The 25,383-nt window shown below is 63.7% G+C and carries 23 protein-coding genes; 13 read left to right on the top strand and 10 right to left on the bottom strand.

Features of this window, described 5'->3' with window-relative positions; all coding sequences use genetic code 11:
- Positions 1-3: 3 nt before the first annotated feature.
- On the bottom strand, positions 4-516 hold the full coding sequence (purE, locus tag Q0603_RS15390) for a 5-(carboxyamino)imidazole ribonucleotide mutase (protein WP_298727221.1): 513 nt from the start codon (positions 514-516) through the stop codon (positions 4-6).
- 273 nt (positions 517-789) lie between these two features.
- Here purE and Q0603_RS15385 point away from each other — a divergent pair, with 273 nt between their 5' ends.
- The 4 genes from Q0603_RS15385 (at position 790) to Q0603_RS15370 (ending at position 4,768) form a co-directional block, all read left to right on the top strand.
- Entirely contained in the window at positions 790-1,557 is a 768-nt protein-coding gene (locus tag Q0603_RS15385) for a GGDEF domain-containing protein (protein ID WP_298727219.1), read from the top strand.
- A 407-nt stretch (positions 1,558-1,964) separates the two neighbouring features.
- Positions 1,965-3,380 carry a nodulation protein NfeD gene (locus tag Q0603_RS15380; protein WP_298727217.1) on the top strand — a complete coding sequence of 472 codons (1,416 nt, stop codon included), beginning with the start codon at positions 1,965-1,967 and terminating at the stop codon, positions 3,378-3,380.
- Between the two features lie 25 nt (positions 3,381-3,405).
- Positions 3,406-4,170, top strand: a complete 765-nt coding sequence (locus tag Q0603_RS15375) for a slipin family protein (protein ID WP_298727215.1) — start codon at positions 3,406-3,408, stop codon at positions 4,168-4,170.
- A 40-nt stretch (positions 4,171-4,210) separates the two neighbouring features.
- Positions 4,211-4,768 carry a TfoX/Sxy family protein gene (locus Q0603_RS15370; protein ID WP_298727212.1) on the top strand — a complete coding sequence of 186 codons (558 nt, stop codon included), beginning with the start codon at positions 4,211-4,213 and terminating at the stop codon, positions 4,766-4,768.
- A gap of 19 nt (positions 4,769-4,787) precedes the next feature.
- On the opposite strand, the gene Q0603_RS15365 is transcribed toward Q0603_RS15370, so the two are convergent.
- Entirely contained in the window at positions 4,788-4,967 is a 180-nt protein-coding gene (locus Q0603_RS15365) for a hypothetical protein (RefSeq protein WP_298727210.1), read from the bottom strand.
- A gap of 271 nt (positions 4,968-5,238) precedes the next feature.
- On the bottom strand, positions 5,239-6,621 hold the full coding sequence (locus tag Q0603_RS15360) for a leucyl aminopeptidase family protein (protein ID WP_298727208.1): 1,383 nt from the start codon (positions 6,619-6,621) through the stop codon (positions 5,239-5,241).
- 137 nt (positions 6,622-6,758) lie between these two features.
- On the opposite strand from Q0603_RS15360, the gene Q0603_RS15355 reads away from it, so the two are divergent.
- Positions 6,759-7,424 (top strand): glutathione S-transferase family protein, encoded by a 666-nt coding sequence (locus Q0603_RS15355; RefSeq protein WP_298727206.1) that lies wholly within the window; start codon positions 6,759-6,761, stop codon positions 7,422-7,424.
- A 46-nt stretch (positions 7,425-7,470) separates the two neighbouring features.
- Here Q0603_RS15355 and Q0603_RS15350 read toward each other — a convergent pair whose 3' ends face one another.
- From Q0603_RS15350 to Q0603_RS15340, 3 genes are read right to left on the bottom strand one after another with little or no spacing between them, the layout of a single operon-like run.
- Positions 7,471-8,505: a TAXI family TRAP transporter solute-binding subunit gene (locus tag Q0603_RS15350; protein ID WP_298727204.1), complete on the bottom strand. Its 1,035-nt coding sequence runs from the start codon at positions 8,503-8,505 to the stop codon at positions 7,471-7,473.
- A gap of 32 nt (positions 8,506-8,537) precedes the next feature.
- Positions 8,538-8,831, bottom strand: coding sequence for a SemiSWEET transporter (locus Q0603_RS15345; protein ID WP_298727202.1), 294 nt, complete (start codon positions 8,829-8,831; stop codon positions 8,538-8,540).
- A 59-nt stretch (positions 8,832-8,890) separates the two neighbouring features.
- A complete protein-coding gene (locus Q0603_RS15340) occupies positions 8,891-9,301 on the bottom strand; it encodes an HIT family protein (protein WP_298727200.1) in 411 nt (136 codons plus the stop codon).
- 72 nt (positions 9,302-9,373) lie between these two features.
- Between Q0603_RS15340 and Q0603_RS15335 the strand changes: the two genes are divergently transcribed.
- Entirely contained in the window at positions 9,374-10,573 is a 1,200-nt protein-coding gene (locus Q0603_RS15335) for a class I SAM-dependent rRNA methyltransferase (RefSeq protein WP_298727198.1), read from the top strand.
- A gap of 71 nt (positions 10,574-10,644) precedes the next feature.
- Here the strand turns inward: Q0603_RS15335 and Q0603_RS15330 are convergent, their stop codons facing one another.
- From Q0603_RS15330 to Q0603_RS15320, 3 genes are read right to left on the bottom strand one after another with little or no spacing between them, the layout of a single operon-like run.
- Positions 10,645-11,823 carry an aminotransferase class I/II-fold pyridoxal phosphate-dependent enzyme gene (locus Q0603_RS15330; RefSeq protein ID WP_298727196.1) on the bottom strand — a complete coding sequence of 393 codons (1,179 nt, stop codon included), beginning with the start codon at positions 11,821-11,823 and terminating at the stop codon, positions 10,645-10,647.
- 27 nt (positions 11,824-11,850) lie between these two features.
- A complete protein-coding gene (locus Q0603_RS15325) occupies positions 11,851-12,228 on the bottom strand; it encodes a VOC family protein (RefSeq protein WP_298727194.1) in 378 nt (125 codons plus the stop codon).
- Positions 12,229-12,251: 23 nt separating this feature from the next.
- Complete coding sequence (locus Q0603_RS15320; protein ID WP_298727192.1) at positions 12,252-13,202, bottom strand: DMT family transporter; 951 nt, start codon at positions 13,200-13,202, stop codon at positions 12,252-12,254.
- Between the two features lie 128 nt (positions 13,203-13,330).
- Between Q0603_RS15320 and Q0603_RS15315 the strand changes: the two genes are divergently transcribed.
- The 7 genes from Q0603_RS15315 to Q0603_RS15285 all read left to right on the top strand — a co-directional run bounded on the left by Q0603_RS15315 (position 13,331) and on the right by Q0603_RS15285 (position 23,277).
- Positions 13,331-13,813, top strand: a complete 483-nt coding sequence (locus Q0603_RS15315; protein WP_298727190.1) for an Lrp/AsnC family transcriptional regulator — start codon at positions 13,331-13,333, stop codon at positions 13,811-13,813.
- Positions 13,814-14,164: 351 nt separating this feature from the next.
- Positions 14,165-16,816, top strand: a complete 2,652-nt coding sequence (locus Q0603_RS15310; protein WP_298727188.1) for a glycosyltransferase — start codon at positions 14,165-14,167, stop codon at positions 16,814-16,816.
- Between the two features lie 46 nt (positions 16,817-16,862).
- Positions 16,863-18,677 (top strand): hypothetical protein, encoded by a 1,815-nt coding sequence (locus Q0603_RS15305; RefSeq protein WP_298727186.1) that lies wholly within the window; start codon positions 16,863-16,865, stop codon positions 18,675-18,677.
- 52 nt (positions 18,678-18,729) lie between these two features.
- The gene (locus tag Q0603_RS15300) at positions 18,730-19,692 is read left to right on the top strand and encodes a TAXI family TRAP transporter solute-binding subunit (protein WP_298727185.1); all 963 of its coding nucleotides are present in this window, start codon (positions 18,730-18,732) and stop codon (positions 19,690-19,692) included.
- Between the two features lie 79 nt (positions 19,693-19,771).
- Positions 19,772-21,859: a TRAP transporter permease gene (locus Q0603_RS15295; RefSeq protein WP_298727184.1), complete on the top strand. Its 2,088-nt coding sequence runs from the start codon at positions 19,772-19,774 to the stop codon at positions 21,857-21,859.
- Position 21,860: 1 nt separating this feature from the next.
- Positions 21,861-22,241 carry a DUF1850 domain-containing protein gene (locus tag Q0603_RS15290; RefSeq protein WP_298727183.1) on the top strand — a complete coding sequence of 127 codons (381 nt, stop codon included), beginning with the start codon at positions 21,861-21,863 and terminating at the stop codon, positions 22,239-22,241.
- Positions 22,242-22,338: 97 nt separating this feature from the next.
- Positions 22,339-23,277, top strand: a complete 939-nt coding sequence (locus tag Q0603_RS15285) for a DMT family transporter (RefSeq protein WP_298727181.1) — start codon at positions 22,339-22,341, stop codon at positions 23,275-23,277.
- 17 nt (positions 23,278-23,294) lie between these two features.
- Here the strand turns inward: Q0603_RS15285 and Q0603_RS15280 are convergent, their stop codons facing one another.
- Positions 23,295-25,289 (bottom strand): acetoacetate--CoA ligase, encoded by a 1,995-nt coding sequence (locus Q0603_RS15280; RefSeq protein WP_298727179.1) that lies wholly within the window; start codon positions 25,287-25,289, stop codon positions 23,295-23,297.
- Between the last annotated feature and the right edge of the window lie 94 nt (positions 25,290-25,383).

The raw sequence follows: 25,383 nt of genomic DNA, 5'->3' as shown, positions 1-25,383 counted from the left end.
GGTTTACTTGCCGTCGGCCGGGCGTTGCTTCACGGCCTTGGTCTGCCGCGCACGCCAGGCCTGCAGGCGCTTGGACAGCGCCGGATCCTGCAAAGCCAGGATGGCGGCCGCAAGCAGGGCGGCGTTGATCGCGCCGGCTTTGCCGATCGCCAGTGCGCCGACCGGAATGCCGGCGGGCATCTGCTGGATCGACAGCAGGGAGTCGAGGCCCTTCAGGGCGCGGCTTTCGACCGGCACGCCAAGCACCGGCAGATGCGTCATCGCCGCCGCCATGCCGGGCAGATGCGCAGCCCCGCCGGCGCCGGCGATGATCACCTGGATGCCGCGGCCCGCCGCACTGCGGGCATATTCATAAAGCCGGTCAGGGGTGCGATGGGCGGAGACGATGCGATGCTCGGCCGGCACTTTCAGCGCTTTCAGCACATCGGCGGCATGCGACATAGTGGCCCAATCGGATTGGCTGCCCATGATGATGCCGACGAGCGGTTTGCCTGCCGGTGCGGCCTTCTTTGCCATGCCATACTCCTGGTCGCGGAAAGGCGCGGATTATAGGGAGCGCGCCTCGGCTGTAAAGCGGCGCAGCAATCCAGCCGGAAGCTTGCCTGAATGCCGGCGGGAGCCTCGTGCGGAGGCTTGGCCTGCCTTAGGATGGTCATAACTTTCTACTCATGCTTTCAGGCTCGCCACACTTTATTAACGCTCGGCTGGCTTATTGGACCGGATGGTGGAGAGGGCTGAGTAAAGCCACGGCTGAGTAGAGCGGCTGAGTGGAGCAACGGCGCGTAAGGCATGTCACGGATTGAGGATCGCCGACCTTTGGGCCTGGGCCCGGGCGCCACGCCGATAGGGGCGCCGGGCGGCTCGGCGCGCGTCCAGCCGCTGGCACCGGGCCCTGTCAACGTCACGCAGCAGAAGCCGGCCGCCGATCCAGCCGCCACCGCCACGGTGATGGGCATCCCCGAAGCCGAACTGACGCCGCGGGTGCGCGACGCCATCATGCGGCTGATGGGCGAGGTGGACCAGCTGCGCAACGAGCTGAACCGCACGCGCCACCGGCTGGCAGAACTGGAGCGCCTCGCCGACCGCGACACGCTCACCCCGCTGTATAACCGCCGCGCTTTCGTGCGCGAATTGTCGCGCGCCATGGCGCATGTCGAACGCTACGGACGGCCTTCGGCGCTGATCTATTTCGACCTCAACGGCCTGAAGGAGATCAACGATCGCCACGGCCATCCGGCCGGTGACGCGGCGCTGATCCAGGTCGGCCAGATACTGCTCGACAACACCCGTGAGGTGGATGTCGTCGCCCGACTGGGCGGCGACGAATACGGAGTCATCCTCACCGAAACCGACAGCCAGCAGGCCCGCGAAAAGGCCGACCAGTTGTCTGAAGCAATCCACCGCCGCCCGCTGCACTGGGAGGGCAAGACCCTGCTGCTGGATGCCGCGTATGGCGTCTATCCGCTCAAGCCCGGAGAAGACCCCGGCTCGGCTTTGGCCAACGCCGACCAGATGATGTACAGCCACAAACTGGCTCGCCGCGCTGCCCGGGGGTGACTTGGGGCTGACCCCGGATACCCGGTGCGAATGCGGCCGCAAGCCGGTTTCTGTGGCCCTTCTTCTAAATATTTGTTGTTACTGAAGTTTTCCGGCTGCGTCCGCGTGCGTCCAAAGAGCCAAACGTGTCCAAACTCGTCCAATCCGGGCCAATTCCGTCCAAAGACTGTTCTCGCGCTGATGTACCTCTCGGACGGCCCGCCAGATTGTGGGAACAAAATGGGAATATGGGCGGCGCAAGTCAAGAGCGGCCGCGGAATGGCAAAGCAGGCAAGCCGACGGGTATGCGCTGAATCCGCCCGGCCTATCTGATCCTGTAAGGGAGAGATGGCATGGCATCCCGCCGGGCATCAGGCGAGAGAGCAATATGGAGATCGGCATGGAAAGCGGCCCGGCGATGGGCGGCGGTGCTGCTCCTGCTGGCCGGCGGGCCAATCCTCCTCATTCATCCGGCTGTGACGCAAAGCGACCGCATCGCTGTCGTGCTCAATGTCGAAGGCGTCATCGGGCCGGCGACCGCCGATTACGTTTCGCGCAGTCTGGAGAAGGCCAAGGCGCGCGGCGCAAGGCTAGTGGTGCTGCAGCTCGATACTCCCGGCGGCCTTGATACCTCCATGCGCGACATCATTCGCGCCATTCTGTCCTCGCCCATTCCGGTGGTCAGCTATGTCAGCCCGAGCGGCGCGCGGGCAGCGAGCGCGGGCACGTATATTCTCTATGCCAGTCATGTCGCGGCAATGGCGCCGGGCACTAATCTCGGCGCAGCGACGCCGGTGCAGCTTGGCGGCGGCTTGCCCTTCGGCGGCGATGAGCAGCCAGGCCAAGACAAAGATGGCAAGGGCGACAAGAGCGACGATAAATCCGGCGACGAAAGCCGCGCACCCAAGCCGCCGGAACGGATGAGCGCGATGGAAAAGAAGGTGGTCAACGATGCGACCGCCTATATCCGCGCGCTGGCCGAGCTGCGCGGCCGCAATGCCGACTGGGCGGAGCAGGCCGTGCGCGAGGGTGTCAGCCTTTCTGCCAATGCGGCACGGGAGCAGAACGTGATCGATGTGGTGGCCGACAGCATCGATGCATTGCTGGCGCAGATCGACGGTCGCGGAGTGACCATAGGCGCCGGATTGACTGAGAGCGCCGCCAGTGCGGGCGAGGGCGGCGCGCGCATGGTGCTGCAGACCGAGAACATGACGCTGGAACGCATCGAGCCGGACTGGCGCACCAAGCTGCTAGGTGCGATCACCAATCCCAATCTGGCGCTGATCCTAATGATGATCGGCATCTATGGCCTGATCTTCGAATTCATGAATCCGGGCTCGCTCTATCCCGGCACCATCGGTGCGATCTGTTTGCTGGTTGGGCTTTATGCACTTGCCGCGCTGCCGGTGAATTTTGCCGGGCTTGGTCTGATCCTGCTCGGTATCGGCCTGATGGTGGCGGAGGCTTTCGCGCCATCCTTCGGCATTCTCGGCATCGGTGGTGCCATTGCCTTCATCCTCGGCGCGATGATCCTGTTCGACACTGACATTCCGGCGTTTGAACTCTCCTGGCCGGTAATCGGTGGCGTGGCCGTTGCCAGCCTTGCCTTCACCCTCATCGTCATGCGCATGGCGCTGAGCGCGCATAACCGCCGGGTGACGACCGGGCGCGAAGAGATGATCGGCGCCCGCGGCAAGGTGCTCGATTGGAGCGATGGCGGCGGTCATGTGTTTGTCCATAGCGAACGCTGGAAGGCGGTTTGTGCCATGCCGCTGCAGCCTGGGCAGAGCATCCGCGTGACCGGCCTTGAGGGGCTGGTCCTGCAGGTGGTGCCTGATCCCTGACGAACCAACGAACAAGGAGACCGCGATGCTGGCGCAACTCAGCTTCTACCTGCCGATTGTCATTCTGCTGGTCGTATTCATCGCCGCGGCGATCAAGATCCTGCGCGAATATGAACGCGGCGTCGTGTTCACGCTTGGCCGTTTCAGCGGCGTGAAGGGGCCGGGCCTGATCCTGCTGATCCCGCTGGTGCAGCAGATGGTGCGCACCGACCTGCGCACACTGGTGCTCGATGTGCCGAGCCAGGACGTGATCTCGCGAGACAATGTATCGGTGAAAGTCAATGCGGTGATCTATTTCCGCGTGGTCGAACCGGAGAAGGCCGTGATCCAGGTGGCCGATTTCATGGCGGCGACGGGACAACTGGCGCAGACGACGCTACGTTCGGTGCTGGGCAAGCATGATCTGGACGAGATGCTGGCGGAACGCGAAAAGCTGAACAGCGACATTCAGGAAATCCTCGACTCGCAAACCGATGCCTGGGGCATCAAGGTGGCGAATGTCGAGATCAAGCATGTCGATATCAGCGAAAGCATGGTGCGGGTGATCGCCCGCCAGGCCGAAGCCGAGCGCGAGCGGCGCGCTAAGGTGATCAATGCTGAAGGCGAATTGCAGGCGGCGCAGAAGCTGCTGGAGGCGGCCGAAATCATCGGCCAGCGGCCGGAGGCGATGCAGCTTCGGTATCTCGGAACGCTCACCTCGATTGCGACGCAGAATAGCTCGACCATTGTTTTCCCGTTTCCGCTCGACATGATGAAAGGCATGTTCGCCAGCGCGGGAAGACAGGGGTAAGTATTTGGGGCAAGACGGTGGTGCATACGGGGAAGGGGCGATGCCGGCTGACAGCGATTTCGTCGATTACGTTCTCGACTGCATGACAGGCATCGGCCCGGTGCGGCCGGTGCGTTTTTTCGGCGGCATGGGTCTGACCCTGGATGGCGTGCAGTTCGCCTATGTGACCGGCAGTAACCGGCTGTTCTTCGTCGTCGATGATGTGACGCGGCCGCGCTACCAGGCGGCGGGGATGGAGCCGTTTTCCTATATGCGCGGCTCCGCCAGGCGCGTCATCGAGCGCTGGTATGAATTGCCGGAAGACGTGCTGATGGATGGCGACGAATTGCGCCAATGGGTGCGCGACGCAGTGGCGACTGCGGCGCGGAGCCGGACGGCAAAGCTGATGTCCAAGCGCAAGAGCGCGGGCAAGACGAAGATGAAAGGAAAGGGCAGAGGCGACGGAAAGAAGAAAGCTGCGAAAGCAGAAACTGTAGAAGGACAGCCAGAGAAATGCAAACCGCCGCCTGGAAAGGCGGCGGTCAAGACGGCGTCTGCGTTACGGTCTGCGTCTCAGCCCGCACTACAGCGCAGGCGATCGCCCCGCGCCAGGGCCTGAGGCGCGCAGAGGGCGTTATCTAGGAGCGGCTCCCGTTCATCAGATGGAAACTGGCAAAGAGCGGCAGGCCGCTCAGCAGAGCCGCGCAATGCACGGCGAGCAGCCAGTCGATCCTGAACCACGACACCAGGCCATCGGCAATGATGAAGAACTGCAGAACCGCGAGGACGAGGAAAAAGACGACTCCGGGGAACGCCATGAATCCCTCCTTTTCTTATTTATCGAACGCACAACACCGTAAGCCGCCGGTTTGATCCCTTGTTGGGACAAGGCTGTGACCGGGAAGGGCGATACCGCCGGATACGAGTATGGTTAACTGCGGTATCTCGGTATTCGTCGCTGCGTAAGCGCTGATGGTGCAAAGAGAAAGCGGCGGTGTGTGTTCAGAAGAAGAAGATTGTTCTGCGCAAGATGCCCGGGGCGGGCCCGGGCATTACGAATAACTAGTGACGGTGCCGCCGCGGCACCGTTCACCGCCGCTTGGCGTAGCGCTTCTCGATGGCGGTGAATAGCGCGCGCAGGGCGGTGGCTTCACCGCCGAGCGGGCGGCCGGGGCGGGGGTTGGGGTTCCAGGCGAAGAGATCAAGATGCGCGTAGCATTTCGTCTTGTCGACGAATTCCTTCAGGAACAGCGCTGCAGTGATCGAGCCTGCAAAGGGCGTGTCGCCGGAATTGCTGATATCGGCGACCTTGCCTTCGATATAGTCGCGATAAGGCTTGTGCAGCGGCAGGCGCCAGAGCGGCTCGGCGACTGCGATGCCTGCCGAGAGCAGGGCTTCGGCCATCGCATCGTCGGTGCTGTAAAGCGCGGGCAGATCGGGGCCGACGGCAACGCGGGCGGCGCCGGTCAAGGTTGCGCAGTCGATCAGCCAGTCGGGCTTTTCGCTATCGGCTTCGGCCAGCAGATCGCCCAGCACCAGACGGCCTTCGGCATCGGTATTGCCGATCTCGACGGTGATGCCCTTGCGGGTGTTCAGCACATCGCCGGGCCGCATGGCGTTGCCCGAGACGCTGTTCTCCACCGCGCCGATCAGAACGCGCAGGCGCACCGGCAGCTTCAGCGCCATGATTGCCGCCGCAAGGCCCAGCACCACGGCGGCGCCGCCCATATCCTTCTTCATCAGCAGCATGCCGGCGGAAGGCTTCAGGTCGAGGCCGCCGGTATCGAAGCAGACGCCCTTGCCGACCAGGGTCAGCTTGGGGTGCTTCGGGTTACCCCAGACGATGTCGATCAGGCGCGGCAGGCGACCGGAGGCGCGGCCGACCGCATGGATCATCGGATAATTCTTCTCCAGCAGCTCGTCGCCGATGACGCAGTCGAAACTGGCGCCGCCCAGCATGGCGATGCCGCGCGCGGCTTCCGCCAGTTCGGCCGGGCCCATGTCGCTGGAGGGCGTGTTGATCAGATCGCGCGCCAGCACGATGCCGTCATAGAGCGCCTGCACGCGGGCTCTGTCGGCTTTCGCAGGCCAGACAAGCCGCGCAGCCGGCTTGCGCTCGGCCGGCTTCTTGTAGCGGTCGAAACGATAGGCATTCAGCGCCCAGCCCAGGGCTGCATCGTCGGCGGCCTTGGAATCCGCAAGCCTGTAATCGCCCGGCGGTAAGGCAGCGGCGATGGCGGCATAGGACCAGAGATCGGGGCTGTCGCCCAGACCGGCCAACACGCGGGCCGGCTTGCCGCTGCGGCTGTCGGGCAGCACCAGCACCTGGCCCGGCTTGGCCTTGAAGCTCTGGGCCGCCGCCCAGTTAACGACATTCGGTTTTTCGCGCGACTGCCGCGCCGTCCATTGCTTGGCGGTGTAGGTCTCGATGGCGATGGCGTCGGCGGCTTTGGCGATCAGGGTAACGGTCACGACAGGTCTCTCCAGCTTCTGGCCTGACAGGCCGCAGGACTGTCCATGTCTGCCTCTGGGCAGCGCGGCACTGGGCGGGGGCAGGCTCCTTCTTTATAAGTAGAACAGCCCCGCCGCGAAATATACGGAGGAAAACCGTGGCCGAATTCACCCTCGTCATCGGCAACAAGAATTACTCAAGCTGGAGCCTGCGGCCCTGGCTGGCCCTGAAAGCTACAGGACAGGAATTCGACGAGGTGCTGATCACCCTGCGCCAGCCCGAGACCAAGGCGAAGATCCTCGCCCATTCGCCGGCCGGCAAGGTGCCGGTGCTCAAGCATGGCGACCTTCTGGTGTGGGAAAGCCTGGCGATCTGCGAATACGTGGCCGAGCTGTTTCCCGCCGCCGGGCTGTGGCCCGACGATCCGCGCGCCCGCGCGGTGGCGCGCAGCGTTTCGACCGAGATGCATGCGGGCTTTGCTGCCCTGCGCCGCGACCTGCCGATGGACATCGCCAAGCTGAGCGATGTTCCCCGCAGCGCCAGCGATGAGGCCAAGGCCGACATCGCCCGCATCCAGCAGATCTGGCAGGATTGCCGCGGCCGCTTCGGCTCCAAGAAGCAGAGCGAAGGCGGCGGCGATTTCCTGTTCGGCCGCTTTGGCGTCGCCGACTGCATGTTCGCCCCGGTGGCGACGCGGCTGCGCACCTATGGCGTGGCGCTCGATCCTGTCTCGGCCGCCTATGTGGATGCGATCTATGCTTGGCCGGCGATGCAGGAATGGTGCGCAGCCGCCGCCAAGGAGGCACCGCTGCCGGAGATGTGAGGGCGGCGTCTTTACGCTCCCTCTCTAAGAGTCTCCTTCGTCAGCTTCAGGTAATGAGCTTCAGTTCGCGATAGAAGCGCTCGGCGCCGGCATGCAGCGGCGGGGTGGAGACGCCGAGGAGCGCCGTGCCGAGGCGGATCTTCTGCGCCATGGCCGGGCCGGCATCGAGGATCTTGCGGTTGGAGGGATGCCACAAAGCCCGCAGCAGCTCGTAAGTCAGATCGGCATCGAGCGCTTCCGGCACGATCCATTGCATGCCGATGCTCAAGGTCTCGATCTCGCCGACGCCGGCATAGGTACCGGCGGGAATGAGGTCGCGGTTGAAGAAGCGGTGGCGGCGCAGCGCGCCGTCGATCTGGCGGCCGCTGAGCGGAATCACTTGCGCGATCTCGCGGTCGGTGAGATCGCCTACCGTCGGCGCGGGCTGGCCCGAGATCAGGAAGAAGGCGTCGAGCTCGTCCTTTGACATCAGGTCGGCGGCCTCACCTGGATCGAATTCCAGAATTTTAAGCTGGCTCAGCCGCAGGCCATAGGCGGTGAGGATGATTTCGGCGTTGAAACGCGTGCCGGAGCCGGCGCGGTCGATGGAGACGCGCTTGCCGGCGAGGTCGCGGATATCCTCGATACCGCTGCCGCGACGCACGACGAGATGTACCGTTTCCGGATAGAGGTTGGCCAGCACGCGCAGGTTCGGCTGCTTGGCGCGGCGGAAATAGACGCCTTCGCCCTGATAGGCGCTGTAGGCAAGATCAGCCTGGGCGAAACCGGATTCGATGCTTTCGGCAGCCACCGCGGCGATGTTGGCGACCGAGCCGGGGCTGGTCAGCGCCACCGCGATCAGGCCCGGCACGCCGCAGGAGCCGCCGCGCTCGCAGGGGCGGCTGCCGGGTGGATTGGAGATCGCCGCGGCGATCGTCGTGCCGACCGGGAAGGCGGTGGTATGGGCGGAGCCGGTGAGGATGCGGAAGAAACTGCCACCATCTGCACCGGAATTCTGCGCTAAGCCCGCCAGCGGATGGGCCGCCGCCATCGTGGCGGCACCAAAGGCAAGGGATCGGCTGAGGAAATCCCGGCGGCGCATAAGGCCGTTATACGCCGCGCGGCGATGAATGGCTAGGCAAGCGGATCGAGCGTCGAAGCTGCGCGGTCGAATTTCAGCTTGGCGACCAGCACGGTGGCCGTCAGGCCGAGCGTGACGAGATTGGCGATGATCAGGCCGAGCGAGCCGATCAGCAGACCATAGACGAGCCAGAGCGCGATGCCGGCATTCATCAGCAGGAACATGCCGAGGGAGATGTCGCGCGCCGAGCGGCGGCGCCAAACCTTCACCACCTGCGGCACATAGGCAAGGGTGGTGAGGCAGCCGGCAGCGATGCCGAGCGCCTCGATGGCGAGATGCGAAGGCATGTCAGACCCTGAAATTCAGACCGGAGAACTGCAGACCGTGAAATTCACGCCCGCGTCGCTCAGACCCGGGCGATGAAAGCGTTCTGTAGCCGGGCAATGGTAGCCCGCAGGTCGGCTTCCTCATAGGGGCGCGGCGGCAGCTTGCCCCAGATCGGCGCTGGCCAGGCCGGGTCGTCGCGGAAGCGGGCGACGACATGCACATGAAGCTGCGGCACCATGTTGCCAAGCGCGCCAACGTTCAGCTTGTGCGGCTTGAAGACATGGGTCAGCACGCGCTGGGCCTGGGCGATCTCGTTGATCAGCAGCTTGCGCTGCTTCTCGTTGAGATCGGAAATTTCGGTCAGGTTCTCGACCGCCGGCACCAGGATCAGCCAGGGATACTGCGAGTCATTCATCAGTTGCACGAGGCACAGTTTCATCCGGCAGACCGCCAGGGTGTCGCGGCGCAATTGGTCGTGCAGATTGAACATGGATTAGGGCTCGCATTCCGGGCGGCGATCAGGTACGGATCGCGAGATAAACCAACAAATGAGGCCTTGTCCATGCCTGCTTTGGCGACTGATCAGGCAGTGCCCGTCCTGCGCGTGAAAGCGCGCGAAGAGCGCCGTGTAAAGGGAGGCCATCCGTGGATTTACTCCAATGAATTAGAACTCGACGCCAAGGCCAAAGCACTCACGCCGGGTAGTCTTGTCCGGGTAATCGACGCGCATGGCAGCAATATCGGCATCGCCAGCTTCAATCCGCACTCCCTGATCGCCGCGCGGCTATGGACTGCAGATACCGACGCGCGCATCGATGCCGGCTTCCTCGCCGGTCGGCTGCGCTCGGCCCTGCACTTGCGCGAAAGATTCTTTCCTCAGCCCTATTATCGCCTGGTGCATGCTGAAGCCGACGGTTTTCCCGGCTTTGTCATCGATCGTTACAATGATGCGGTCGCCGTCCAGGCCAATACCGCCGGTGCCGAACGCCTTACCCCGGCGCTGCTGGAGGCGTTGGAGGCCGTACTCAAGCCGCGCGCGGTGGTGCTGCGCAACGACACCGCGGTGCGCCGGCTGGAAGGGCTGGAGCTGGAGGTCAAACTCGCGGCTGGCAGCCTGGAGACCAAGCCTTTGGTCGAAGAAGGCGGCGTGCGTTTCACCCTCGACCTTCTCGAGGGGCAGAAGACCGGCTGGTATTTCGACCTGGCCGAGGCACGCACTAGGCTTGCGAGCCTCGCTGAAGGCCAGGAGGTGCTGGACTGCTATTGCCATATCGGCGCCTTCGCGCTGCGCGCCGCAAAGGCCGGCGCGAGGAGCGTGCTCGGCATCGACCGCTCCGAGCTAGGCATCGCGCTGGCCAGCCGGGCAGCGGAAGAAAATGGCCTGAGCCACATCACACGGTTCGAGAAGGGCGATGCTTTCGAGGCGCTGGAGAAGCTGCAGGGCCGGCGCTTCGGCGTGGTGATCACCGACCCGCCCAACTTCGTCAAAAGCCGCAAGGATCTCGGCCCCGGCAGCCGCGCCTATCGCAAGCTGGCGAAGCTAGCCGCGCCGCTGGTGGCGCCGGGCGGCTTCTGGTTCGTCGCCTGCTGCGCGCACCTGCTGCCGGGCGATCTGTTCGCCAAGGAAGTGGCGATCGGGCTCAGCCAGGCCGGCCGTCAGGGCCGCATCGTGCTCAGCGGCGGCGCCGGCCCGGACCATCCGGTGCATCCGCATCTGCCCGAGAGCGCGTATCTGAAATGGCAGGTGCTGCAGCTCGATTGAGGCGGCATCGTCAGAACGAAAGCGTCATGGCCGGGCTTGACCCGGCCATCTTTATGTCAGCGAAGATGTCTCTATCGCCTGTTCTGCGCCTTGAACCAGGGCTCCAGGCGTTCGATGGCGGCTTCGATCACCGAGCGGTCCATGCAGAAGGAAAGCCGCAGGTAATGCTGGCCCTGGGCGGTGTCAAAATCGACGCCGGGCGCGGCGACCACACCGGTTTCCTCCAGCATACGCTTGCAGAAGGCGACCGAGTCATCCGTGAAGTCGCTGATATCGGCATAGAGATAGAAGGCGCCATCGGGCGGCGCGAAACGCGTGATGCCAAGGCGCGGCAGCGCCGCCAGCAACAAATCACGGTTCTGCTTGTAGGCGGCGACGCGCGCATTCATCTCGTCTTCCGCCTCCAGCGCGGCGATACCGGCGAGCTGCGACAGCGTCGGCGCAGAGATCTGCAGCGAGCCGTGCAGCGCCTCGACGCGCTGCACCAGCCGTTCGGGCAGCACCAGCCAGCCAAGCCGCCAGCCGGTCATGCCCCAGTATTTCGAGAAGCCGTTGATGATGATCACGTCATCGCCCGCGCAAAGTGCGGTATCGGCCGGGCGGTCGAAGGTGACACCGTGATAAAGCTCATCGACGATCAGCCAGAGGCCACGCGCCTGGCAGGCGGCGTAAATCGCGCGCAGTTCATCGCCTGATAGCATCGTGCCGGTGGGATTGGCCGGGCTGGCGACCACGACGCCCTTCACCTCAGCGGGCAGGGCGGCGATCATTTCCGGCGTGACGCGGAAGCCGGTCGAGGCATCGGTGGCAACGCGATAGGGAATGAGATCGAGCGCCTTCAACGTGCCGCGATAGGCGGGATAACTTGGCTCGACCACTGCCACCGTCTCACCCGCCGAGAAGGCCGCAAGAAAGGCCAGCATGAAGCCTGATGACGTGCCGATGGTGACGGCGACGCGGCTGGCCGGCACCTCAATGCCATGGCGGCGGCGGTAGAATTTCGCGATGCCCTCGCGCAGCGGCATCAGGCCCAGCGCTTCGGTGTAGCCGAGCAGGCGGCCATCGCTGAGCGCGGCTTGCGCGGCGGCGACGGCAGCCTGCGGCGGCGGCAGAGTGGGTTCGCCGACCAGCAGGCTGACCACCTTGCCGCCGGCCCGCACCCGCGCATTCACCGCCTTGTAGATCTCCCACATCTGGTAGATCTCGACATCGCTGCGCGAAGAGGGCTGGGGACGAGGCGAAGCATGCATGGCCGAACTCAGCAGTGACTGGAATCGTTACTCAGGTGCGTAGCACACCGCTTCGATCCGGTAACCATCGGGATCGATGATGAAGCCGGCATAATAGGTCGGCGTGTATTCCGGACGCAGGCCCGGCTGGCCGTTGTCGCGGCCGCCATTCTGCAAAGCGATGGCGTGGAAGGCATCCACCGCGGCCCGCGTCGGGGCCGTGAAGCAGAAATGCAGACCGTTCTTCATGTCGGCGGGCACGGGGCGTTGGCTTTTGGAGAGCCAAAGCTGCGGATGCTTGTCGCCATAGGCGATGGTTTCGGCGCCGTCATAGAGCCGGCGGAAGCCGAGCGGCTGCAGGACGGCATCGTAGAAGCGGCCGGCAGCGGCAAGATCGGTAACTCCATAGGAAACGTGATCGAACATGACTAACCCTCGTATTGGTTAGATTAACGATAGCGCCGGAAGGCGCCATTGGCCAGCGCCACGCCGAGGCTGACGGCGGCGATGCCGGTCCAGGTGACAAGGGCAGGCCATTCGCCCAGCAGCGGGATGGCGAGCAGGGCGGTCAGGGCGGGCGTGAGCGCGCCGAAAGCGGCGGCGCCGGTCGCGCCCAGATGGCGCACGGCAAACCCGTAAGCCGCCATGCTGAGCAGGCCGGAAGCGACCGACTGGAAAAGCTGCACGCCGATCTCGAATGGCGGGGCCGCCAGCAGGTGCGAGTCCAGCCAGAGCAGATAGACAGGCGCATAGATGAAGAAGGAGGCGGCATAAACGATGGCGGCCGCATGCCAGGGGCTAAGGCTGCTTTTCTTCATCGCGATGGTGTAACAGGCCCACATTGCGCCGGCGGCGATGAAGAGCAGATCGCCGCGCCAGGCGCCGTCGTCGCCGCTGAAGACCTGATAGCCGCCGACGGCAATGGCGCCAGCCAGCATCAAAACGATGCCGGCCTTGCGCTGACGATCGAAACGGTCACCGAGCAGCAGCCAGGCGAGGAAGGCGGCAAAGAGCGGCATGCAGCCCGGCATCAGCGCGCCGGCATGGGCGGCTGGTGCGAACAGCATGCCGCTGCTGCTGGTCAGCAGGAAGGGCAGGCCCGCGCCGGCAATCATTACGGCGAGGATGAACGGTTTGGCGCCGATGTTGCTGCCGGTGCTGAGGCCGAAGCCATGCCGCAGCAGAACCGGCGCCAGCAGCAGGGCCGGCAGCAGCAGCCGCAGGAAGACGACATCGTAAAGCGTGAGTGAGCCGGTAACGCCAAACCGGGTGGCGACCAGACCAGCCGCCCAGAGCGTGACCGTCAGCAGCGCCGCTAGCGCCCCGAAAAGGCGTGCGGCATCTGGCTGGGCGTTTGGCCGGATCTGGGATGAGGCATGCAGGGCGGTTTCGGTGGTCATGTCAGTCTCCCGTCTGTGGGACAGGGGAGAGAATGGTGCAGATGACTTGGTATGTCCTTGCTATTCCATCCCCTTTGTCGAAGAATGACGCAATATCCTGCCTCATAGTGGGTTTTCTGGGGTGATTTATGCCAATTTCTGATCTGGACGATTTCGACCGCAAGATCCTGGCTGCTCTGCAGGAGGATGGTCGGCTGAGCAATGTCAATCTGGCCGAGAAGGTGGGCCTCTCGCCGTCGCCCTGCCTGCGGCGGGTCAAGCGGCTTGAGCAGGAGGGCTATATCCGCGGCTACCGGGCGGTGCTGGACCGTCGCAAGCTGGGCCTCGATCTGACCGTCTATGTCGAGATCAAGGTGGAGAAGCATTCCGCCGAGAATGCCGCCCTGCATCAGAAGCTGCTGGAAGAGATCCCCGAGGTGGTGGCGGCGCATATGGTATCAGGCGAGCCCGATTTCGTCGCCGAGGTGGTGGTGCCGGACCTGGCGTCCTATGAACGGCTCCTCACCGAACGCCTGCTGACTCTGCCCATGGTGAAGGACATCCGGTCGAATTTCGTGCTGCGACAGGCAAAGATCGATGCGCCTTTGCCGCTGGCGCATCTGCAGCGGTAAGGGCTCGATACCGCCCGCATGCCGATCAGAAAAGAGAGATGCCAGCCGGCCACCAGCCTTGGGGGTGTCGTACGAAGAATCTCCAATAGCTAGCGTGCTTTTCTGCTGCGGTCGGCAAAACACGATTCGAGAAGCCGACGAGCGCGCGCGGATGCTTCGGCAGCTTCCCCTCATCAAGCGGTAACGCACTGTCCTCTCGACTCTTTTTCGGCGTCACCGTATAGTCCGGCCGCCGCCGCAAAGCCGCCATATTGACTGCCTAAACACTGACGCCCATGCGCGGGTGGATAGGCCGAACAGAGCAACGGTGATCGCCGGCGACGTCACCTCATTTTTGTGCCAAGGGCAGCCATGCGCTATTCGGGACTGCTTGTCCTAATCCTCGTCGCAATCGTCAATCTGGCGGGCTGGGCCTATCTCAATCGTCCGATCGAACCGCGCCCCTGGGGAGAATTCATCAACGGCGTCGACTATTCGCCATTCCGCGCCGATCAGGATCCGCGCAGCAACCGATTCCCGAGCGATGAAGAGATCGACCAGGACATGCAGATCCTGGCCGGACAGGTGCGGCAGATCCGCACCTACTCGACGCTGGACGGCCAGGGCAAGATCGCCGAGATCGCCGGCCGCTATGGCCTGGAGGTGATGCAGGGCATCTGGCTGGATGGCCGCCTGGAGCGCAACGAGCAGGAAATCCAGGAGCTGATCCGCATCGCGTCGACGCATGATAACGTGCGCCGCGTGCTGGTCGGCAACGAAACGCTGTTGCGCGCCGACATGCCGATCCAGGATCTGGTTCAGTATATCCGCCGCGTGCGCACGCAGCTTGCCGGCAAGAATGTCGAAGTCTCCACCGCGGAGACCTGGGATATATGGCTGCGCTATCCGCAACTCGGCCGCGAAGTCGATTTCATCGCCATCCATCTGCTGCCCTACTGGGAAGGCCAGGCGCCGGATAAGGCCGCCGAATACGCGCTGGCGCGTTATCAGCAGGTCAAGGACGCCTATCCGACCAAGAAGGTGGTGATCACCGAAATCGGCTGGCCGTCCGAAGGTCGCATCCGCCGCGATGCGGTGCCGAGCCCGACGACGCAGGCCGCCTTCCTGCGCGGCTTCCTCAATATCGCCAATCAGCGCGGCCTGGACTACTACATCCAGGAAGCTTTCGATCAGCCGTGGAAGCGCAACATCGAAGGCAGCGTCGGCGCCTACTGGGGCATCTACAACGCCGACCGCTCGCCGAAATTTCCGATGGTCGGCCCGGTCAGCGACCGTCCGCACTGGCCGCAGCTTGCCGCCGCCTCGATCCTGCTGGCGCTGCCGCTGATGGCGTGGTTCCTGGCGCGCTGGGCGGATCTACGCTTCTCCGGCCGCGTCTTCTTTATCGGCCTGATTCAGCTGATCACCAGCGCGCTGGTGATGGTGATCGATTCCGGCCTGCGCACCTATATGAGCCCGGGCATCGCTTTCATGTGGGCGATGCTGCTGCCGCTATTGTTCATGCTGTTCCTCGTCGTGCTGGCGGAAGGCCTCGAACTGTCAGAGGTGATCTGGGCAAGCCGGCGCAAGCGGCATTTCCTGCCTTTCAAGACCGATATCGACCGCACCTGGCCGAAGGTCTCGATCCATGTGCCGGCCTATAATGAGCCGCCGGAGATGCTGAAGAAGACCCTGGATGCGCTGGCGCGGCTGGACTATCCGAATTTCGAAGTCCTGATCATCGACAACAACACCAAGGACGAAAACGTCTGGCGTCCGGTGGAAGAGCATTGCAAGCGGCTGGGCGAGCGGTTCCGCTTTTTCCACGTCTCGCCGCTGAAGGGCTTCAAGGCGGGCGCGCTGAACTTCGCGCTGCGCAACATGGCGCCAGATACCGAAATCGTCGGCGTGATCGATGCCGACTACATCATCGAGCCCGACTGGCTGAAGTCGCTGGTTCCGTATTTCGACCGTGCCGATATCGGCTTCGTGCAGGCGCCGCAGGATCACTATGACTGGAAGGGCAACACCTTCAAGGAATTCATCAACTGGGAATATGCCGGTTTCTTCCAGATCGGCATGGTCCAGCGCAACGAACGCGACGCCATTATCCAGCATGGTACGATGACCCTGATCCGCCGCGCTGCCATGGAGCATGTCGGCCCCTGGGCGGAGTGGTGCATCTGCGAGGATGCCGAGATGGGCCTGCGCCTGCTCGCCGGCGGCTGGCATTCGGTCTATACCGACCGCCGCTTCGGCTATGGCCTGACGCCCGACAGCTTTGCTGGCTACAAGAGCCAGCGCTTCCGCTGGGCCTATGGCGCGGTGCAGATCATGAAGCGGCACTGGCGCGAGATGCTGCCCGGCAGCGACCGCAAGCTCGATCCGATGCAGCGCTATCACTTCATCACCGGCTGGATGCCGTGGTTCGCCGACGCGCTGGGCCTTGTTTTCGCCATTGCCTCGCTGTTCTGGACCGTAGGCGTGCTGGTGATGCCAAAATATTTCGAGCTGCCGCTGGCGCTGTTCCTGCTGCCCGTGGTGGCGGTGTTCGGCGCCAAGCTGGCGCAATTCCTGTGGCTGTACAAAATCCGCGTGCCCTGCACCTTCCGGCAAAGGCTGGGCGCGGGCCTCGCCGGCCTTGCGCTGACCTACACGATTGCGCGGGCGATGATCTTTGGCCTGTTCACGTCCAAGCTGCCGTTCATCCGCACGCCCAAGCATGAGGGCCAGCGCGCCTTCGTGCAGGCGCTGATCATGGCGCAGGAGGAAACGCTGCTGGCGATCCTGCTGGTGCTGGCGGGCTTCGGCATGTGGAATTTCCAGGGCGGCGAAGATCCGGAAGCGCGGCTATGGGCCATCGTCATGTGGGCCCAGTCGGTGCCTTACTGGGCCTCGCTGGCGCTGGCGGCGATCAACACGCTGCCCAAGCCGCCGAGCAAGGGCGTGACCGTGCCGGCGACGCAGCCCACCAACGCTGCCGCGACGGCTGATATCGGCTCGCAAGGCAGTCCCGCGCAATGACCGTCTCCACGCGATAATCGTCAGCCGAGATTCCGGACCATAGATCATGCACGCGCCGACACCGAAGCCGGCCCATCGTATCGTGCTGCTGTTGCTGTGCATCGGCCTGGCGGCACTGCTCAACATCGCCGGCTGGTGGTGGTTCAATCGTCCGGAGCGGATCAGCGACGATCCGCAGGCGCGGATTAATCAGATCAGCAGCGTCTCGTTCGCGCCGTTCCGGCGCGGGCAGGGGCCGCTGGTGAAGATCTTCCCGACGCCGGAGCAGGTGGAAGAAGACCTCGCGAGCCTTAAAGGCATCGTCAAGGGTGTGCGCACCTACACCGCGCTGGAAGGTGTCGAGATCGTGCCGCAGGTGGCCGGCCGCTACGGCATCGAGGTAACGCATAGCGCATGGCTCGGGCGTGAGCTCGACGTCAACGAGAAAGAGATCACCGCGCTGATCGAGCAGGCCAACCGCTATCCCGACACGATCAAGCGCGTGATCGTCGGCAACGAGGTGCTGCTGCGCAAGGATCTCACAGCGGATCAGCTCATCGGCTACATCCGGCGCGTCAAGGCAGCGGTGAAGCAGCCGGTGTCTTACGCCGATGTGTGGGAATTCTGGCTGCAGAATCCGCGCCTGCTAGACGAGGTCGATTTCGTCACTGTGCATTTCCTGCCCTACTGGGAGGATCTGCCGGTGGGTGTCGAGCATGCGATGGAGCATATCCTGTGGGTCTACGACACGGTGCGCCAGCAACTGCCCGGCAAGCCGGTGATGATCGGCGAAGTCGGCTGGCCATCGGAAGGCCGTTCGCGCCGCGATGCCGTGCCTTCGCGCGTCGATGCCGCGAAGTTCATTCTCGCATTCCTGCGCCTCGCCGAAGAGAAGGGGCTCGACTACAACTTGGTCGAAGCTTTCGATCAGCCCTGGAAGGTGGCGCTGGAAGGCACGGTAGGCGGCGCCTGGGGTGTGCTGGACGAATTTCGCAATCCCAAATACGAGCTGCATGACGGTAAGCTGTCAGAGCTGCCGCAATGGCCGCTGATCGCCGGCATGGCCTTGCTGATCGCGCTGATCCTCATCATCCCGCAGGCGCAGCGGATCGTGGCGCTGCCGCCGGCGCGCATGCTGGCGCTGAGCCTGTTCGCACAGGCGATGGCGGCGCTCTTGGCCGCGACCATCGAGCATGGGCTTGAGCATAACTACTCTGCGTTGCGCTTTGCCGAGTTCGTCGTCATGGGCGTGCTGCAGGCGATCTTCGCGTCGCTGCTGTTTAACGAACTGCTCGACCGCCTGGAAGGACGCCGCCGCACCAGCGCGCCGTTGCGCGCGCTGGGTCTGAGCCTTGCCGAGATCCGCGGCTTCGGCCGCCTTTATCTGCCTTTCGGCCGCAACGCTGCATCGCAGCACACGATGACGGCCTTCCAGGCCCTGCGCCGCACGCGGCTGGCGGAATGGCTGTTCACAATTTTCGCGTTGGCAGCTGTATATCAATGCGTGATGCTGGTGGCTGCGGGCCGCTACCGCGATTTTCCCATCGACTATTACCTGTTGCCGATCCTGGGCTTCGTGCTGATGCGCGTTCTGGCCGCGGTTTTCGGCGATGCAGCAAGAGGCGCCAGGCTGCTCGCGTTGGGTGGCGGCTTCGTCGATTTGCCTCCGCAGGCCCCGCGCCAAGGCCGGTTTACCTGGGAAGCGGTGCTCTGTTTTCTCTTGTTCGCCGTGCCGGTGCTGGTGATGGTTGTCGAAAAATTGAGCAACCGCGAAGCGTTGTATTGGAGCCTGATTGCCGCCGCCTATGGCCTCCCGCTTCTGGCGAATTTGTTAACAGCAGGTCGCCATAAAGGAATTGCCGAATCCGGCCTCACCCGGTAAAACCGACGCTCACCTAACGTGAGTTAATCGTTGAGTCTGTGGGAGGCAGCACATGACCTTTAAGCGCCGGACCCTCGCCGCTGTTGCGGCGATGTCCCTTTCTCTGTCCTTCGCCGCTGGTTCGGCTAAGGCGCAGGAATTCATCAACATCCTGACCGGTGGCACCTCGGGCGCCTATTACCCGATCGGTGTCGCGCTTTCGAACGTTTATTCGAAGGCGATCCCGAACGCCAAGGTGCAGGTGCAGCCGACCAAGGCGAGCGTCGAGAACCTCAACCTGCTCAATGCAAACAAGGGCGAAATCGCCTTCACGCTGGGCGACTCTCTGAGCGACGCCTGGAATGGCAAGGCGGATGCTGGCTTCAGCACCAAGCTGACCAGCCTGCGCACCATCGCGGCGATCTATCCGAACTACATCCAGATCGTCGCCAGCGCCGATTCCGGCATCAAGACGCTGGCCGACCTGAAGGGCAAGCGTATCTCGGTCGGCGCGCCGAAGTCAGGCACCGAACTGAATGCGCGCGCCGTTCTGGGTGCTGCGGGCCTGACCTACAAGGACTTCTCCAAGGTCGAGTATCTCGGCTTCGGTGAGTCGGTCGACCTGATGAAGAACCGTCAGATCGACGTCACCCTGCAGTCGGCCGCGCTGGGCGTCGCCTCGATCCGCGACCTCGCGGCGTCGATCCCGATCACCGTCGTCGCCGTGCCGGCGGACCTGGTGCCGAAGATCGGCGATCCGGCCTATGTCGCGGTGACCATCCCGGCCAACACCTATAACGGCCAGACCGAAGCGGTCCCGGCGGTTGCGGTGAACAACTTCCTGGTTACCAGCAGCAAGGTCAGCGACGACCTTGCCTACAAGATGACCAAGGCGCTGTTCGACGACCTGGGCACGCTGCATGCCGCCCACGCCGCCGCAAAGGTGATCTCGCTGGAGAACGGCCCAAAGAATTCTCCGGTTCCGCTGCATCCGGGCGCAGAGAAGTTCTACAAGGAAAAGGGTCTGATCAAGTAAGACGGCCGACTCAGACAACAAGCGCCGGCGCTCCCAAACAAAGCGCCGGCGTTTTTTCTTCAAGGCAGAGGATTAGCAGATGGTTGCCAACAAGGCCGATCAGGACAAGGCGATGGTCGTAGATCGTGAAAATCCGAGTCACAGCTTGGCTCAATTGGTGGGTTGGCAAGGCAAGGCGGTCTTCTACATCGCCGTTGCGTTCACTTTTTTTCAGATCGTCACTGCAGCCTTCAGCCCGCTTTCCTCGCAAGTGCTGCGCAGCGTCCATGTCGGCTTCCTGCTGCTGCTGACCTTCGTGCTGTTCCGCTTCGGCAAGAAGCAATCAGACCGCGCGCCGTGGTATGACTGGGCGCTTGGCATGACCGGCTTCGTGCTGTCCTTCTATCACTGGGTCTTTGAAGGCGACCTGATCCAGCGAGCCGGCGATCCGATCCTGGCCGACCTCGTGGTCGGCGTCATCGTCGTTCTGCTGGTGGTGGAAGGCGCGCGCCGCATCATGGGCTGGGAATTGCCGCTGATCTGCGCGATCTTCATTCCTTACGCGCTGTTCGGCCGCAGCCTGCCGGATTTCATGATGCATCGTGGCTTTGACCTGGAGCAGGTCATCGACGTGCTGTATCTCGGCACCGAAGGCATCTACGGCACGCCGACCTTCGTTTCGGCGACCTTCATCTTCCTGTTCATCCTGTTCGGCGCGCTGCTCGAGCGTGCCGGCATGATCCAGTTGTTCAATGACGTCGCGCTCGGCACCGTCGGCCATCAGAAGGGCGGTCCGGCGAAGGTAGCGGTGATCTCGTCCGGCCTGATGGGCACCATTAACGGCTCGGGCGTCGCCAACGTGCTGACCACCGGTCAGTTCACCATTCCGCTGATGATGCGCTTCGGCTACCGCCCGCAATTCGCCGGCGCGGTGGAAGCCTGTTCCTCGATGGGCGGCCAGATCATGCCGCCGGTGATGGGCGCCGTTGCGTTCATCATGGCCGAGACGATCGGCGTGCCGTATTCGCAGATCGCGCTGGCGGCGGTGATCCCCGCACTGCTGTATTTCGGTTCGGCCTTCTGGATGGTCCATCTCGAAGCCGGCCGCCGCAATCTGGTCGGCATCCCGAAATCCGAATGCCCGAGCGCCTGGCAGGCGGTGAAGCGCCAGTGGTACCTGATCCTGCCGCTGGTCGTGCTGGTCTACCTGCTGTTCTCCGGCTTCACGCCGCTGTTTGCGGGCACCATCGGCATGGCGATCACCGCGGTGCTGATCCTGGGCCAGCAGGCGGTGGGTGCCACCAAGGTGATGTTCCTGCGCGTGATCTTCTGGGTAGCGCTCGGTCTGGCCGCCGCACTGCTCTACAAAGTGGTGGGTCTGCGCATTGAAGCCGCCGCCGTGGTGCTCGTGGGTCTTCTGGTCGTCGCGACCTGGTTCGTGAAGGGCGGCGTCGAGACGCAGAAGCTGCTGCTGCAGAGCTTCGCCGATGCGGCGAAGGGCGCGCTGGGCGTCGGCATGGCCTGCGCGCTGGTCGGCATCCTGATCGGCATCATGCAGATGACCGGCCTGGCCAACGACATCGCCCGCGCCATTCTCTCGGTGGCGGGCGACAACCTGCTGCTGGCGCTGGTCATGACCATGGTGGTCTGCCTCATCCTGGGTACCGGTCTGCCGACGATTCCGAACTACATCATCACCAGCGCGATGGCTGCGCCCGTGCTGCTGGAGATGGGCGTGCCGCTGATAGTCAGCCACATGTTCGTCTTTTACTTCGGCATCATGGCGGACCTGACGCCGCCGGTGGCACTAGCTGCTCTGGCGGCGTCGTCGATCGCCAAGGAGTCGCATATGAAGATTGCCGTGACCGCGACCAAGATCGGCGTCGCCGGTTACGTCGTGCCGTTCATGGCGGTCTATACGCCGGCGCTGATGCTGCAGGGCGGCGACTGGCAGGACACGGTCTATGTCGTGGTCAAGGCAGTCATCTCGGTCGGGCTGTGGGGCGGTGCCGCAAGCGGCTGGCTGATCGGCTCGATGAACTGGCCGGAGCGTATCTGGGCGACGGCGGCGGCCTTCCTGCTGGTGGTCGCAGCGCCGATCACCGATCAGGTTGGCTTTACGCTGGCTGCAGCCTTCCTGGCCTTCCATTGGTGGAAGAGCCGCAAGGCCACGCCTGCAACGGTCTAAGGTGGCGGGACTTTGCCTCGCCGCCGGCGCGGTCATCATTGCGCTCGGCGTGAATAGCGCCGAGCTGCAATGGACCCACAGCGTGCAGAAGACGCAGTGGCGCGAACACTGGCGCGCTACCGAAAGCGGGCTGGTGCTTGAAGAGGCGGCAGTGCAGTCGAGCGGTGCGGGCATGGAGCCGGGCGAGGGCGCTGTCCTGCGTGACGGCTTCTGGGTCTGGAAGCCCAAACTGCCGCCGCAGCGGACGCTGACCCTGACGCGTTCCACCTATACCGGCGAAGACTGGCGGATCTGCATTGCCACCGGAGATTGCCGTCCGGTGGGAAGCTATTTCCAGAACTTGCCGTCCGACCAAACAGTGATGCTCAAGCCCTGCAATTGATGGCCGTAACCGGCCATGCTCGCGGCATGACGATTGTGTTCCGGCAGGCAGAGGTTTAAGCCGGTGCGACAGAAACAGCACCGTCGTCTCGTATATAATGACCGTCTCCAGACCGCCCACGCCGGCTGCCGCAGATGCGGCGCGGCAAACCGCCCGTCAGCGCCTTGCCCTGATTGCTCTGGTGCTGGGCGCGCTTGCGATCGCTTTCTCGCCGATCTTCGTCCGTCTTTCGGAAGTGGGGCCGACGGCCACCGGCTTCTATCGTACGTTTCTTGCGATTCCTCCGCTCTGGCTCTGGTGGCGGCTGCGGCCGGCGGTGAGCGGTCCGATCCGCGTGCCGCCGCTGGGTCTACTGCTGCTGCCGGGATTGCTGTTTGCCGGCGACCTGTTCTTCTGGCATCTGGCGATCCAGTACACCACTGTGGCGAATGCGACGCTGCTGAGTAATTTCGCGCCGGTGATCGTCACCATCGGCGCCTGGCTCGTGCTGGGCGAGAAAATCACCGGCAAGTTCGTGGTCGCCATGGCAGTGGCGATCTTCGGCGCACTGATGCTGGTGGGCGCAAGCTTCCAGCTCGGCGGCGATTACGTCTTCGGCGACCTGCTGGCTTTCACGACGGCTGGCTTCTACGGCGCCTATATGATCGCGGTGGCGAAGCTGCGCGGTCGGCATGGCCCCCAGGAACTGATGGTGTGGTCCAGCATCGTGACCAGCCTGGCGCTGCTGCCGATGGTCTGGGTCATGGGCGAAAGCCTGCTTCCCGCTACGCTGAACGGCTGGGCGATCCTGTTCGGCCTTGCCTGGCTCAGTCACGCGCTGGGGCAGGGGCTGATCGCCTATGCGCTCGGTCACCTGCCGGCATCGTTCTCCTCCCTGGTCGTGCTGATCCAGCCGGTGGCGGCGGCCTTCTTCGGCTGGCTGTGGCTTGGCGAGGGATTGCAGCCGCTGCAGATGCTGGGCGGTGTCGTGGTGCTGATCGGCATCGTGCTGGCGCGCCGCGCCCAATTAAGCGCGGCGGCGCAGCCGAAGACCTAAACTGCGGCTTAAAGCGTTTAAGCCGCGCCGCGGTCCTGCAGCCTCTGCCGGGCGAAGTCGACGAACCAGGCGAGGCTGCCTGGATTGGCCATGGTGCCAGGATTGGAGACCTTCTCTGCCGGCTGACCGAGCAGGATCTTCTTCACCGGCACTTCCAGCTTCTTGCCTGATAGCGTGCGCGGCACTTCGGCCACCTGGAAGATGTCGTTCGGCACGAAGCGCGCCGAGACGGCCTTGCGGATCGCCTGGTTGATCTTTTCCTTCAGCGCAGCATCTAGGTTCACGCCCGGCCGCAGCACGACGAAAAGCGGCATGTAGGAGTCGCGGCCGAGATACTCGAGGTCGACCACCAGACTGTCGAGCACCTCGGGCAGTTCCTCCACCGCGCGATAGATCTCCGCCGTGCCAAGGCGCAGGCCATAGCGGTTGATGGTGGCATCCGAGCGGCCATAGATGATGGCACCGCCGCGTGGCGTGATGCGGAGCCAGTCGCCATGCCGCCACTTGCCCGGATACATATCGAAATAGCTCTCGCGGTAGCGCGATCCGTCCTTATCGTTCCATAGATAAAGCGGCATGGAGGGGATCGGCGAAGCGCAGACCAGTTCGCCCACCTCATCGGTGAGGGGATTGCCGTTATCGTCATAGGCCTGGATATCGGCGCCGAGGCAGCGGCACTGCATCTCGCCGATATAAACCGGCAGCAGCACGCAGCCGCCGACGAAAGCGCCAGCGAAATCGGTGCCGCCGGAAATCGAGGTTAGCCACACATCCTTGCCAAGCTCGCGATAGATCCAGGCGTAAGAGTCTTCCGACAGCGGTGAGCCGGTGGAGCCGACGCTGCGCAGATTGGAAAGATCGGCAATTTCGCGCGGCTTGACACCGGCTTTCAGGCAATTGGCGAAGAAGGCCGCGCCAGCGCCGAAGAAGGTCGCCTTGGTTTCGCCGGCGAAGCGCCAGAGCCGCGTCCAGTCAGGCCAGCTCGGGCTGCCGTCATAAAGTGCGATGGTGGAGCCGCAGAGCAGGCCGGCGATCTGCGCGTTCCACATGATCCAGCCGGTGCTGGAATACCAATGGAAGATGTCGTCCGGACCGAGGTCGTTGTGCAGCGCCATCATCGACAGGATGACGAGAAGGATGCCGCCATGGCCATGCACGATGGGCTTGGGCAGGCCGGTCGTGCCGGAGGAATAGACGATCCACAGCGGATGATCGAAAGGAAGGGGCTCGACTTGCAATTCGGCGGGCTGGGCGATGATGTCGTCCCACTGCACCTGGCTCAGGCTGGCCGGCAGGTTCGGGCAATGACCGCCCGTGGCTGGCATCAGGATGACGTTGCGCAGGGTGGGCAGCGCCGCGACCATCTCGGCCAGCACGTCCGTCTTGTCGTGATGCTTGCCGCCGTAATCGCAGCCGGGGACGGCGAAGAGGGCCACTGGCTCGATCTGGCGGAAGCGGTCGAGCACGGCGTTCAGGCCCATATCGGGCGCGCAGACCGACCAGATTGCGCCGATGCTGGCGGTGGCTAGGAAGGCGATCAGCGTCTGTGGCGTGTTCGGCGCATAGGCAACCACGCGGTCACCGCGCTTGATGCCCTGGCGGCGCAGGCAGGCGGCAACGGAGGCCACCTGTTCGCGCATCGTGACCCAGGACATCTCGCGCAGCGGCGCCTGCTCGGCGGCATAGAGGATGGCCGGGCGTTCGGCGGTTTCGTGGCGCAGTACCTGATCGACGAAATTCACCTCAGCACCGATGAACCATTCGGCACCGGGCATTTCGCGCTTGCCGAGAACCTTGGTGTAGGGTTTGTAGGCCTTGATCTGGAAGTAGTCCCACAGCGAGGCCCAGAATGCCTCGATATCCTCCACCGACCAGCGCCACAGCGCGTGGTAATCGGCGAAATGCAGGTTGCGCTCCCGCGCCAGCCAATCCATGTAGCGCCGCAACTGGCTGCGGGCGATGCGCTCAGGCGAGGGCGACCACAGCAGTGCAGGAGTGTCCGGCGCGGTCATGTTTCCTCCGAGTTGTTTGAGCCTTTTTTCAATCAGCTTAACGATCCCAGAGGAAAATGCACCACCCAGCCCAGCCCGTTTCGGTCAGGCCTGT

The organism is uncultured Ferrovibrio sp. (genome assembly GCF_937960835.1).
In the GTDB taxonomy this organism is placed as follows: domain Bacteria; phylum Pseudomonadota; class Alphaproteobacteria; order Ferrovibrionales; family Ferrovibrionaceae; genus Ferrovibrio.
The sequence above is the reverse complement of the archived record's forward strand: the minus strand, read 5'-3'. Positions and strand labels throughout refer to the sequence as shown.

Coding starts and splice junctions, on each gene's coding strand:
- purE (WP_298727221.1), bottom strand. CDS start 516: ATGGCAAAGAAGGCCGCACCGGCAGGCAAACCGCTCGTCGGCATCATC.
- Q0603_RS15385 (WP_298727219.1), top strand. CDS start 790: ATGTCACGGATTGAGGATCGCCGACCTTTGGGCCTGGGCCCGGGCGCC.
- Q0603_RS15375 (WP_298727215.1), top strand. CDS start 3,406: ATGCTGGCGCAACTCAGCTTCTACCTGCCGATTGTCATTCTGCTGGTC.
- Q0603_RS15370 (WP_298727212.1), top strand. CDS start 4,211: ATGCCGGCTGACAGCGATTTCGTCGATTACGTTCTCGACTGCATGACA.
- Q0603_RS15365 (WP_298727210.1), bottom strand. CDS start 4,967: ATGGCGTTCCCCGGAGTCGTCTTTTTCCTCGTCCTCGCGGTTCTGCAG.
- Q0603_RS15350 (WP_298727204.1), bottom strand. CDS start 8,505: ATGCGCCGCCGGGATTTCCTCAGCCGATCCCTTGCCTTTGGTGCCGCC.
- Q0603_RS15345 (WP_298727202.1), bottom strand. CDS start 8,831: ATGCCTTCGCATCTCGCCATCGAGGCGCTCGGCATCGCTGCCGGCTGC.
- Q0603_RS15340 (WP_298727200.1), bottom strand. CDS start 9,301: ATGTTCAATCTGCACGACCAATTGCGCCGCGACACCCTGGCGGTCTGC.
- Q0603_RS15335 (WP_298727198.1), top strand. CDS start 9,374: ATGCCTGCTTTGGCGACTGATCAGGCAGTGCCCGTCCTGCGCGTGAAA.
- Q0603_RS15330 (WP_298727196.1), bottom strand. CDS start 11,823: ATGCATGCTTCGCCTCGTCCCCAGCCCTCTTCGCGCAGCGATGTCGAG.
- Q0603_RS15325 (WP_298727194.1), bottom strand. CDS start 12,228: ATGTTCGATCACGTTTCCTATGGAGTTACCGATCTTGCCGCTGCCGGC.
- Q0603_RS15320 (WP_298727192.1), bottom strand. CDS start 13,202: ATGACCACCGAAACCGCCCTGCATGCCTCATCCCAGATCCGGCCAAAC.
- Q0603_RS15315 (WP_298727190.1), top strand. CDS start 13,331: ATGCCAATTTCTGATCTGGACGATTTCGACCGCAAGATCCTGGCTGCT.
- Q0603_RS15310 (WP_298727188.1), top strand. CDS start 14,165: ATGCGCTATTCGGGACTGCTTGTCCTAATCCTCGTCGCAATCGTCAAT.
- Q0603_RS15305 (WP_298727186.1), top strand. CDS start 16,863: ATGCACGCGCCGACACCGAAGCCGGCCCATCGTATCGTGCTGCTGTTG.
- Q0603_RS15300 (WP_298727185.1), top strand. CDS start 18,730: ATGACCTTTAAGCGCCGGACCCTCGCCGCTGTTGCGGCGATGTCCCTT.
- Q0603_RS15295 (WP_298727184.1), top strand. CDS start 19,772: ATGGTTGCCAACAAGGCCGATCAGGACAAGGCGATGGTCGTAGATCGT.
- Q0603_RS15285 (WP_298727181.1), top strand. CDS start 22,339: ATGACCGTCTCCAGACCGCCCACGCCGGCTGCCGCAGATGCGGCGCGG.
- Q0603_RS15280 (WP_298727179.1), bottom strand. CDS start 25,289: ATGACCGCGCCGGACACTCCTGCACTGCTGTGGTCGCCCTCGCCTGAG.